The organism is Dietzia sp. SYD-A1 (genome assembly GCF_015356725.1).
Lineage (GTDB): Bacteria > Actinomycetota > Actinomycetes > Mycobacteriales > Mycobacteriaceae > Dietzia.
Genome location: NZ_JADDKI010000264.1, coordinates 1 through 10876 on the forward strand (window position 1 = coordinate 1; position 10876 = coordinate 10876).

Sequence of the window (10876 nt, forward strand, 5' to 3'; positions counted from 1 at the left end):
CCTCGTCATCGTCACCTCCCTCACCGCTCCCACCGCCGGCGCGGCGCCGGCGGTGGGAGCGGTGAGGGAGGTGACGATGACGAGGGCGGCGACCGCCGCGGTCAGCGAACGGCGGGGGCGGGAGGCTGAGGGGCGCATGAGCGGAGACTAACCGCCACTTTCAGTGGGTTTGCGTCTTCCGGTCCAATCCGAAATGCTCGGCCAGCCGGGCCAGAGTGAACTCCTGCCGGAGCTTGCACGCGCTGTTCTGGTTGGCGAACATCCCCTTGACCCAGAACGCCTCGGATCGTGGGACGCTCACCCACCAGCGGACCGGCACGGCGTACTCGGCGTCGTCGTCGCTGTCCGCGACCCCCGGTGGGCCGTGCCTGTACGGGGCGCTGAGCTCCTGATCGGCGAGGTGAACCCACTTGCCGTCCACGAGGACCGAGGCCTGGTCGAAGCGGGTGGCGGGGCGAAGGACCTCGCCTATCGCGACGTACCCGCTCTTGGGGATATGGACGTTGACCCGCGCACCAACCGGGAGGTTGTGCAATGAGCCCGAGTACCAGGTCCCACCTCCCGCGGAGATGAAGCCGAAGCGGCGACCGTCGTCCCAGGACCGTGTGCCCTCCTCGCCGAACGAGACGAACCAATCGGTCCCGTTCCACTCGGCCCGTTTGCCCTGGGAGTTGCGGGGGGACGTGCCGACGCCTGTCGCACCCTCCTCGCTCGCGGCAAGCCAGGATCGGGCGAGGTAGCGTCGGCCGTCGTCCTCCAGAAAGGTGAAGAACACGACGTTGACGGGAACGCCGAACTCGCGGAGATACGTGACGATCCTCTCGGAGCTGGGGTCCAGGTCGGTGGCGACCACCACCAGAGTGAGCGCGCCGTTGAGCTCATCAGGAGGCGGGGTGCCGAAGACCTCCTCAAAGGCGGTTTCGAATGGACGGTCGAGGTGGCCGTTCGCGAGATCGATGATGCTCTCGTGATCCAAGGTCGTGACCCATGAGCCGTAGTCGAGTACCTGCGCCACCACATCCCGCGGCGTCCTGTCCCGTTTGAGTTCCAGCACGTGGAGGTTGCCCTCGGCGTCGACGGCGAGCAGGTCGATGAGCTTCTGGTACGGCGTGCGTACCTGCCTGCCGATGACCAGGAGCCGATCACCGAGCAATGACGGGTCCCGCTCGAGGAACTCCTCCAGCATCACCTCGGTCGGCATCGTGGTGGGCGACAGTCGGTGAGGCCTGTCGCCGTCCATCCGCCAGATTCCCATCTCGACCGGCACAGCTGTCTCCTCTCGTCGGGTGTCAACGGCGTCTGCCCGACTCCCGCTCCTGTCCACCCGGACGCTGTCGCGAATTACCGTAGTCTCGACCGCCGGCCCGCGGTCAGTAACCTGGGCTCCGTGGCGCACACAGAAATCGACGTCCCCGACCTCACCGGCCAGACGTGGCTCATCACGGGGGCGACCAGCGGAGTCGGCCTGGAGACCGCCCGTGCCGCGTCGGATCGCGGCGCGCGGGTGATCCTCGCGGTCCGGGACACCGTGCGGGGACGCGACATCGCGGCCGCGCTGCCGGGACCCTCGCGGGTCGTCGAATTGGACCTGGCCTCGCTGGAGAGCGTGGGGCGCGCCGCGGACGTGTTGAACGGGGCGGAGGCCGAACCGGTCGACGTGCTGGTCAACAACGCCGGTGCCATCACGACCCGTCGCCGCGAGACCACAGACGGATTCGAGATGCTACTCGGCGTCAACGTGCTCGGACCGTTCCTCTTCACTAACCTCGTCCTCCCGGGTGTGCGGCGTCGCGTGGTGATCGTCGGGTCCAACGCCCACAAGGCCGGGACCTTCGATTTCGACGACCCGCACTTCGAGCGGCGTCGGTGGTCCGCCGCGGCGGCCTACGCCCAGTCCAAGCTCGGGGATATGTTGTGGGGGCTCGCATTGGACCGGCGGCTGCGGGACGGTCGCTCGGAGGCGGCGGCGACGGGTGTGGACGTGCAGCTCACGCACCCCGGCTGGGCGGCGACCGGCATCTCCAATGCCAGTGGTAACGCCGCGGTGGACAGGATCATCACCGGGTTCTGCTCGGTGTTCGCCCAACCCGCCGACCAGGCGGCGCTCACCACGATGGCCGCGGCGACCCGGCCGCTCCCGTCGTGCAGCTACACCGGGCCGGACGGTCTTCGGAACCTCAGAGGGATGCCCACGCTCATCGGCCGGAGTGCCGAGGCCTCGGACCCGGAGATCGCCGAGCGGTTGTGGCGGTTCGCGGAGTCCTCCGTCGCCAGGGCCTGACCTCCGGCTCCACGCGCTCGCGTCATCGCGGCGACTGTTCGGCGGCCACGATGCCCGACGCCCACCCTGGCGCCGAGCCGTCACCCGGCGGGCCCAACGCCGCGGCATCGATCCCCGAGGTCTGCAGTAGCCAGGAGATCAGCGAGTTCGAGTTCCACATCTCGCCGGTCCCGGTCGCATCGCGGCCCCACGTGTGACGAGGGACCTCGGCGACGCGCCCCAGCAGGCCGTCGGCCTCTGCCGCGGAGAACGCGATCACGGTGGGCGGGGCGGGTGCCCACGCGAGATCCGGGATCCGGCCGTCGACCTTGCAGCGGACCTCGTACCGGAACAGGCGCGATCGGCCCAGCCAGCTCAGGCCGACCGGGCCGGTGGCGACGACCCCGTCCGAGCCGCTGAGCGGCCCCCAGGCCGGCGCCATTTCTATGGCGACACGGCCGTGCCCGGTGAACACCTCGAGCGCGGCGTGGAACAGCGGCCGGCTAGGGCGGTGTTCGCGACGCGCGTGGAACTCCTCCCACCAGCGGCTGGTGTGGACCACTACGTGGCCGCCGGCTCCGACCGGCAGCCACCACAGCGCCACGCCCGTCTGCCTCACGCCGTCCACTTCACGCCGCCCTCCTCACGCCGTGTCCCTCACTGCGCGCGCAGCGAACCAGGACACCGGGAAATGCCCCCCGGCGAGCGCCAGGGCGGCCTGACCTGCGCGTTCGGCCCACCGCGCCGGTGCCGGCGCCTGCGTCGTGGGCACCGGATCCCGTGGCGGGATGCGCCACAGCCGAACACCGGGCGCGAGCACGGCGACGCTCACGCCCAGGCCCGCCAGGTGGAACCCCGTGTCAGAGACCTTAGTCACCGGGGCGCCGCACCCACCGTCGACGACGACCACGTCACCGCGCACCGAGGAAATCCACTATCAGTCGCGTGACCAGGTCGGGGCGCTCCACCTGGAGGAAGTGGCCGGCGTCCGGCACGGTCTCCACTCTGCTCCCGTCCGGGAGAACGGACGCCGCGAACGTGGTCCACTCCGCGAGCATGCACCCGTCGTCACGTCCGTGCAGGTAGAGCATCGGGACCGTGGTCGGGCGCAGCATCGCTCGCTGGGCGGCGGCCTGCTGGGTGGGCACCGTCCACGGACGGGCCGCGTGGCGGTAGTAGCGGAGGACCTCGGTGCGCCGGGTCTCGATCGCCGACCACGCCGCGTCGAGGTGGGGGCCGGCCTCGAGACCGGGCGACCACCGGCGCCACAGGAGGGGGACCACGGTGGGCAGTGACCGTTCCGCGAGCACCGGCAGCTGCTGGAACGCGATGTACCAGCTCATCCTCGCCTGCCTGAGCAACCTGGAGACGGAGGCGAGGGTGCCACCGTCCCGCGACATGAACGCGGCCGGCGGGGGTACGGCCATGGTCACGATGCGGCGGTAGGGCTGGTCCACGAGCCCGGCGACGGCGTGAGCGGCGAGCGCGCCCCAGTCGTGACCGACGAGGACCGCCCGGTCGTCACCACCGAGCAACGCGTGCAGCTCGATCGCGTCGTGCGCCAGACTGCCGATGTGGTAAGACCCGTCGGTGGGCACGCCGGAGGGCGCGTAACCCCGGGTGAACGGGGCGACCACCCGGTAGCCCGCCTCGACGAGACCCGGGGCCACCTCCCGCCACGAATGGGGCGAATCGGGGTACCCGTGCAGCAGCACCGCGAGGGGAGCGTTCTCGGGACCCCAGGACAGTGCGACAAAATCGACGTGGCGACCCGCGAGCCGGATGATTCTGTGCTCCTCCATGGGTGCCCACCTTATGACCCGCCGGGCCTCCCGACGCGGATCCCGGCGTATCCCGCACCGGCCCTTTACGTGAGGTGGTCGTGCTCGCCGTCGACCCACTCGGCGTAGCGCTCGGCCGAGCGCTGTACGGCGTCGTCGGCCTCGTGGGGGACGCAGCCGCCGAAGTTCGCGTAGATCCGGTCGAAGTCGTAGCGCGAGACGTGGTCGGCGATGCGCCGGACCACCGCCCCGGACAGGGGCATCCAATTGGGGAACGAGCGCATGAACGTGACCCAGCGGGGGTCGGCGACGGTGCCGATGGTGTCGCCGGTGAACAGCACCCCCCGGCCGTCGCGCGCCGTCCAGTGGACCACCGCGCTGCCCGGGAAGTGGCCGCCGGGTTGCGATGCGCGGACACCGGGCAGGATCTCGATCTCGTCGCCCTCGTGGCCGCCGCCCCAGACCACGGTGTTCCGGGGGCGCAGACCCAGCCAGTGTTCGTCCGGGGCGGAGACGTAGACGGGGGCGTCGTCGAATGCCGCGGACCACAGGGACTGGACCCCGTACATGTGCGGGTGGGAGGCGATGATGGCGGAGACCCCACCCCACCCGCGTACCGCGGCGACAGCCTCCTCGGTGATGTGGTTCGGTGCCTCCACCATCACGTTCCCGTGGTCCGTGCGGATGAGCGCCGGCTTCTGCCCGATACCGGGACAGTCCCGGTGGACCAGATTGATCACATCCGGCTCGCGCTCGGTGAACTCGATCCGCGCGCCATGCGCCGTGGACTCCCCGGGGTGGGTCCAGCGTTGGCCGCCGGCCGGGACGTACTGCCGATCATCGGCACAGATCGGACACACCGCAGGCAGGGGTTCGGCGCGCTCGACCCCGCAGGTGGCGCACTGGGTGACGGACCCCGCGGCGGCGGGGGTCATGAGATGTCGCCCTCCGTGGCCACGGAATGCCATTCCTCGCCGACCAGCACCTCGAGGTCGCCGTTGACCGGGCGGGCGTCGGGCTGGAGCGTCACGGCGTGCTCGAGCGCCTCCTGGGCGTTGTCGAACTCGCCCAGATCGAGGGTGCGGTCCGGAGTGCGGAGGCGGAATGTCGACATGCCTCCCAGTGTCCCCGCAGGGCCGCGACGGTGCATCCGGCGTGCCCCCGACGGAAACCCGTCCCTGGCTCCGGGGGCAGGAGCACAATGTGCAGCAACACCGATGCCAGAGGAGGACTCATGATGTCGTCGTCCCCGATCCCGCCTCGCGACCAGCCGCACGATCCGCCCCGCGGCTACCCCGACCTCGGTCCGGAACCCGTGGACGGCGTCCGCCTGATCAGCGCGCCCGCCGTCCCCACGGCGGTGGTCCGGGCGACGGCCGTGCCCATGGCCACCATCGCTCAGTTCTTCGACACGGCGTTCCCCGCGCTGTTCGCCGCGGACGTGAGGCCGGCTGGCGCGGCGTTCGCCCTGTACACGAGGATTGCCGAGGAGCCGGAACCCCACGCCGATCTGGAGGTCGGGTTCCCGCTGGCCGAACCGCTGCCCGACCAGCACGCCGGCGAGCCGGAGGAGGGTGCGATGCGCGTCGTGGCATCCGAACTCCCGGCCGGCGAGGTCGCCGCGACGAGTCACCTCGGCTCCTACGACGGGCTGGGTGAGGCGTGGCAGGAATTCATGGGTGAGATCGGCTCCCTGGGGCGGGCCCCGGCGACACCTTTCTGGGAGTCGTACGTCACCGAGCCCTCGCCGGACATCGATCCCGCGACTCTGCGCACCGACCTGTTCTGCCCGGTCCGGACGCCCGACGACGCGGCCTGACACCCCCGGTTGCCCGCCCGGACCGGGTCATCCGACCCGCCCGTTCGGAGGCGGGGACAGGTCCGGTTACTCCATGTCCTCGAGCGAGCGGCCGGTGGTCTCGGGGATGAACCTGGCCACGAACAGCAACGACAGCAGCGCAGACACCGCGTAGAAGCCGTAGGTGAACGTGAGGCTGAACTCGGCCATCGGCGGGAACGCCGTGGAGACCGCGAAGTTCGCCAACCATTGGGCGGCGGCGGCCAGACCGAGCGCCGCCGTGCGGATGCGGTTGTTGAACATCTCGCCGAGCAGCACCCACACCGCCGGGCCCCACGACATACCGAAGAACACGACGAAGCCGTTGGCGGCGATCAGCGCGACGAGCCCCTGGGTGTCGCCGAGTTGGGGTGCGAGTTCGCCGTCGGCCCCCGGGCCCATCGTGGCGGTGCTGAACATCGCGGCCATCACCGCGAGCGAGACGGTCATGCCCACCGATCCCGTCATGAGCAGCTTGCGACGGCCGATCTTGTCGATCAGCGCGATGGCCACGATCGTCACCACGATGTTGGTGACCGAGGTGATCACGGTCTGGGTGAGCGCGTCCGCCTCGGTGAAGCCGACCGACTGCCACAGAGAGGTGGAGTAGTAGAAGATCACGTTGATGCCGACGGCCTGCTGGAAGACCGACAGGATGACGCCGATCCACACGATCGGCAGGAGGTTCCGGCCACCCGGGGTGAGCATGTCCTGCCAGGACCGCTTCCTCTCCTGGCGAACCGTTGCGCGGATCTCTGTGATCCGGTTGTCGACGCCGCTCGACTGGATGGTGCGCAGCACGTCTCTCGCCTCGCTGACCAGCCCCTTGGCCAGCAGATAGCGGGGGGACTCGGGGATCATGAGTGCCAGCACCCCGTAGGTGACGGCGGGCACCAGCTCGGTGAGGAACATCCAGCGCCAGGCCTGGATACCCATCCAGAGCTCCTCGATCGCGCCGCCGGCCACGGACGCCAGCCAGGCGTCGGAGAGCAGGGCCACGAAGATGCCGGAGACGATCGCGAGCTGTTGGAGGGAACCGAGGCGACCGCGGATCGAGGGCGGGGCCACCTCCGCGATGTAGGCCGGAGCGATGACCGAGGCGGCGCCGACGCCCAGTCCGCCGACCACGCGCCAGATGATGAGATCCCACGGGCCGAATGCGAGCCCGGACCCGAGTGCGCTCGCGGTGAACAACGCCGACGCCAGGACCATGACGCGGGTACGTCCCCAGCGGTCGGCGAGGCGGCCCGCGAGGTACGCACCGGCGATGCATCCGAGCAGCGCCGAGGAGACCACGAACCCGGTGAGCCCGGCGTTCATCCCGAACGACTCCTGGACGGCGTCCACCGCCCCGTTGATGACCGCGGTGTCGAATCCGAACAGGAACCCGCCGAGCGCTGCGACCAGGGAGATGATCACCACCCGCCCGGTGTGGAAGGACTCCTCGTCCGAGCTCTTGGCCGAGACGTTCGGTGTGGACATGGCGTACCCCGTTCCCGGGCCGGATGGACGTCCTGCTCTCTGGTGAACGGAGCGTAGGCCCGCGGTGGGTGTGGCGCAAGTCACATTATTTTCATTCGCTGCCCCGTACCGATCCTCGTGACGAGAACACGTTCTAGGCTCGAGTGGACCCGACGTCTCACCGAAAGGCCACCGCCGTGAGTGCTTCCCCTGAGCAGATTCGTGCCACCGCAGACTCCTACATCGCCGCGCTGGTCGCGGGCGACCTCGAGGCTGTTCTCGACCTCTACGCGGAGAACGCCACGGTCGAGGACCCGGTCGGCAACGGCACGGTGCACGAGGGCAAGGCGGCCATCCGCGAGTTCTACTCGTCCGTGGTGGCCCTGAAGATCGAGGGCGAGGTGCTCGAGGCGCGGGTGTGCGGGCACGACCTGCTGTTCAACTTCGAGATCACCACGCACTTCGACGAGAACTCCAGCGCCACGATCAACGTCTGGGACCTGATGACCCACGACGAGCAGGGCAAGGTCGCCTCGATGCGCGCCTACTGGACCCCGGAGAACATGCGCTGAGTCGAGGCGGGCTCGGGCTCGGGCCGGCCGGCTTGGACTGTGCGTCCCGGCAGCGCGGGCTGGCTGGCGCGCGTCGCCTGCTCGATCCGGCGAGTCCTGTGACGTATCGCCCGAGAGCGGGTCGCCGAGAACGCGACGGGGATTCACAGAACGCGCCCGATCAGCCCATGGCACAGGACGCGAGACGCTGGCCGCGGGGCGGCGTCAGCTGGACTAGCCTTGGTTGACATGATCACCGCCATCGTCTTCGTCCACGCCGAGACGGCGCGCATCCCCGAGGTCGCCGAAGAGATCGCCGAGATCGACGGCGTCTCCGAGGTGTACTCGGTCACGGGCACCATCGACCTCATCGTGCTGGTGCGGGCCCGCCGTAACGAGGACGTGGCCGACATCGTCTCCGACCGCCTCAACAAGGTCCCCGGTGTGGTGGACACCGAGACGCACATCGCCTTCCGCGCGTTGTCCAAGCACGACCTCGAGGCGGCGTTCTCCCTGGGGTACGACGAGTAGCCCTCTGTCGTCCGACCATCTGCCGTCTCGCCACCTGTCATCCGAATACATGCGGCGGTCGACAGGTGGGTCGGTTCGACTATCTGAACTGCATCCGCGCGAGCCGTCGTGCCCGTCGCCGCGCCCGCTGTAACTCCGCGAGCAGCGCCGCGCCTGTCCACCGGAGTCGGTCGGGTCCTGCCCGCTCGGCCTCGTGAACCAACTCGACCATGTGAGCGCACGCGGGCGTCGCGACCCCGAGCCGCCGGCCCATCCGGACGACCTCTCCCTGGAGGATGTCGATCTCGGTCGGCCGTCCGCGGACCAGGTCATCGTTCATCGACGACGTCCCGTCCGCATCGACCCGCATGATCGTCCTGGCGAGTGTGCGGAACACCGGCGTCGGCAGCCGCATGACGAACGGAAGCATGCCGGCCGGCACGGCGATGGGTACCCGGGGCACCACCCCGGCCGCGGTGAAGACCCGGATCGCCTCACGCTGGCAGAGCGCGACGCATCTGCGCAGGTCACGATCGACGAGTTCGTCCCGCAGAGGAAGTCCGGACAACGCCTGGACCGCGTTGTTGAGATTCAACAGGACCTTGCCGTGGAGCACCGCCTGGATGTCGTCGGTCGCCCGCACCTGGAGTTCGGCCTCCTCCATCACCCGGAGGAGCGGGGCGGCGAGGGGGTGTTCGGCGATCCGGATCTCACCGGTGCTGGTCCGCCGGTAGGTGGCGGGCCCGGTGCGGGCCACGTTGAAGGGGATGACCCCGGCGATCACGGGGTTCGAGCCGACGCCGTCGCGGATGGAATCGGCCGAGTGCAGGCCGTTCTGTAAGCCCACCACCAGGGTTCCGGGACGCAGGAACGGCACGAATTCGGCGGTGGCGGCCGCGGAGGAACCCGCCTTGGTGCACACGAGGACCACGTCAGAGCGGCGGACGGATTCCGGCGTCTCGGCGAGCGTGAGCGCCTCGGACGGCACGTGGAGGCGGTCGTCCACGCCTTTCCCGGACTCCACGGTGAGTCCGCTCGCACGGATCGGGTCGAGGACATGAGGACGCCCGACCAGGGTCACGTCCGCGTGGCGCGCGAGTCTGCCGCCCAGGTAACACCCGACGACGCCGGCACCGACGACGGTGATGCGCAAGGGGGTGTCGGAGCCGACCATGGTGCTGGACGATACGACATTCGCGCCGGTCCGGCGAGGGATCGCACGTGGCCCCACCGGGTCGAGGGGATCTCAGTGACGTCGAGGTCGAACCACTATTTCGGTCGGGTGGGCGTCGGGTGTCGAATCGAGCGCGTGACGCACCGCGGTCGCCACGGAGTCCGGTGTGAGGTGGTCCGACGGATCGTACGCCCCGCCCTCGGCGGCGACGATCGCCCTCTGCATGTCCGTGTCCACCCGGCCGGGATGGATCGAGGTGACACGGAGGGCCGGCTCCTCGCCGCGGAGCGTGTCGGTGACGGCACGGAGTGCGAACTTCGAGGCGCTGTAGGAGCCCCAGCCCGGCTTGGCGGTGGTCCCCGCGCCGGAGTTGATGACGACGACGTGGCCGCGGACCGCGCGGAGGACTGGGAGCAACACCCTGGTGAGCTCGACCACGGCGAGGACGTTGATCTCGAACGCGCGACGCCACTGGGCGGCATCGGTCTCGTCGATCCGCCCCAGTTCGGCCACCCCGGCACAGTGGATCACCCCGTCGAGAGTGGCGACGCCGTCCGCCACCGCCGAGACGCCCTCGGGCGTCGTCAGGTCCGCGGTCACCACCCGGGCGGACCGGCAGGTGCGTGCCACGGAAGCCAGGGCGTCGGCGTCGCGGCCCACCAGGATCAGCTCGTGATCGGCGTCGAGCGCCCTGGCCGTGGCCGCGCCGATCCCACGGGAGGCGCCGGTGATCATGACTGTGCCCATGCCCGGTGAGGGTAGACGCCCGACCGGCCCGGTGGGAGATCCCGATGGAGTCGACGACGGGTGGTTCAGTGCACGGTTCCGGTGCTGTCGATGGCGTCGAGCAGCGCGTTGAGGGCGGGAACCGCCGCTGACAGCGACTCCCGGTGTTCCGAGGACAAGAGCGACAGGTGGGCGGCGAAGTCCTGGTCGCGCTCCTCGAGCACCTGGTCGATCCGTGCCCGTCCGAGGTCGGTGAGTTGCACGCAGACGCCACGGCCGTCGGACTCGTCCCGCACGCGCTCCACGTAGCCCATACCCTCCACCACGTTCACCGAATTACTGGTGGTGGGGACCCTGACGTTCTCCAACCGGGCGAGGTCGCTCATCCGCAACCGTCCGTGGCTGGCGAGCGTGTAGAGGATGGAGGTCTGTGCGCGGCTCAGCGCGTACTGGGTGTTCTGCCGCCGTACCAGCAGGTCCAGTCGGAGGAGGATGGGTCGGAACTGCGTCGCCAACCCTGCGGTCGCCGGCCCCCTCGCCGCCGCGGACGGCGTCTGCCCCCTCGCCGCCCCGGAC

General features: G+C 69.9%; 13 protein-coding genes. 4 read left to right on the top strand and 9 right to left on the bottom strand.

The window, feature by feature from the left end:
- Positions 1-160: 160 nt before the first annotated feature.
- Positions 161-1267 (bottom strand): hypothetical protein, encoded by a 1107-nt coding sequence (locus IY392_RS11330; protein WP_194861276.1) that lies wholly within the window; start codon positions 1265-1267, stop codon positions 161-163.
- 120 nt (positions 1268-1387) lie between these two features.
- Here IY392_RS11330 and IY392_RS11335 point away from each other — a divergent pair, with 120 nt between their 5' ends.
- Positions 1388-2281 carry an SDR family NAD(P)-dependent oxidoreductase gene (locus IY392_RS11335; protein ID WP_194861277.1) on the top strand — a complete coding sequence of 298 codons (894 nt, stop codon included), beginning with the start codon at positions 1388-1390 and terminating at the stop codon, positions 2279-2281.
- 22 nt (positions 2282-2303) lie between these two features.
- Here IY392_RS11335 and IY392_RS11340 read toward each other — a convergent pair whose 3' ends face one another.
- The 4 genes from IY392_RS11340 to IY392_RS11355 all read right to left on the bottom strand — a co-directional run bounded on the left by IY392_RS11340 (position 2304) and on the right by IY392_RS11355 (position 5155).
- On the bottom strand, positions 2304-2888 hold the full coding sequence (locus tag IY392_RS11340; protein ID WP_197431449.1) for a hypothetical protein: 585 nt from the start codon (positions 2886-2888) through the stop codon (positions 2304-2306).
- Positions 2889-3171: 283 nt separating this feature from the next.
- Positions 3172-4062 (bottom strand): alpha/beta fold hydrolase, encoded by an 891-nt coding sequence (locus tag IY392_RS11345; RefSeq protein WP_107757839.1) that lies wholly within the window; start codon positions 4060-4062, stop codon positions 3172-3174.
- A gap of 65 nt (positions 4063-4127) precedes the next feature.
- On the bottom strand, positions 4128-4976 hold the full coding sequence (locus IY392_RS11350; protein WP_194861278.1) for an MBL fold metallo-hydrolase: 849 nt from the start codon (positions 4974-4976) through the stop codon (positions 4128-4130).
- The gene (locus IY392_RS11355) at positions 4973-5155 is read right to left on the bottom strand and encodes a tetratricopeptide repeat protein (RefSeq protein WP_107757837.1); all 183 of its coding nucleotides are present in this window, start codon (positions 5153-5155) and stop codon (positions 4973-4975) included. Before IY392_RS11355 ends, IY392_RS11350 begins: the two co-directional genes overlap by 4 nt.
- Before the next feature lie 120 nt (positions 5156-5275).
- Between IY392_RS11355 and IY392_RS11360 the strand changes: the two genes are divergently transcribed.
- The gene (locus IY392_RS11360; protein ID WP_228549308.1) at positions 5276-5860 is read left to right on the top strand and encodes a GyrI-like domain-containing protein; all 585 of its coding nucleotides are present in this window, start codon (positions 5276-5278) and stop codon (positions 5858-5860) included.
- A 66-nt stretch (positions 5861-5926) separates the two neighbouring features.
- Here IY392_RS11360 and IY392_RS11365 read toward each other — a convergent pair whose 3' ends face one another.
- Positions 5927-7360, bottom strand: a complete 1434-nt coding sequence (locus IY392_RS11365) for a sugar porter family MFS transporter (protein ID WP_182612770.1) — start codon at positions 7358-7360, stop codon at positions 5927-5929.
- 176 nt (positions 7361-7536) lie between these two features.
- Here IY392_RS11365 and IY392_RS11370 point away from each other — a divergent pair, with 176 nt between their 5' ends.
- Together IY392_RS11370 and IY392_RS11375 are read left to right on the top strand one after the other, a co-directional pair.
- Positions 7537-7911, top strand: a complete 375-nt coding sequence (locus IY392_RS11370; RefSeq protein ID WP_194861279.1) for an SgcJ/EcaC family oxidoreductase — start codon at positions 7537-7539, stop codon at positions 7909-7911.
- A gap of 228 nt (positions 7912-8139) precedes the next feature.
- Entirely contained in the window at positions 8140-8421 is a 282-nt protein-coding gene (locus tag IY392_RS11375; protein ID WP_017835202.1) for an Lrp/AsnC family transcriptional regulator, read from the top strand.
- 79 nt (positions 8422-8500) lie between these two features.
- Here IY392_RS11375 and IY392_RS11380 read toward each other — a convergent pair whose 3' ends face one another.
- The 3 genes from IY392_RS11380 to IY392_RS11390 all read right to left on the bottom strand — a co-directional run.
- Positions 8501-9574, bottom strand: a complete 1074-nt coding sequence (locus tag IY392_RS11380) for a 2-dehydropantoate 2-reductase (protein WP_194861280.1) — start codon at positions 9572-9574, stop codon at positions 8501-8503.
- A gap of 72 nt (positions 9575-9646) precedes the next feature.
- The gene (locus tag IY392_RS11385) at positions 9647-10321 is read right to left on the bottom strand and encodes an SDR family oxidoreductase (RefSeq protein ID WP_107757834.1); all 675 of its coding nucleotides are present in this window, start codon (positions 10319-10321) and stop codon (positions 9647-9649) included.
- A 65-nt stretch (positions 10322-10386) separates the two neighbouring features.
- On the bottom strand, positions 10387-10876 hold a 490-nt coding region (locus tag IY392_RS11390), incomplete at its 5' end, for a MarR family transcriptional regulator (protein WP_228549309.1).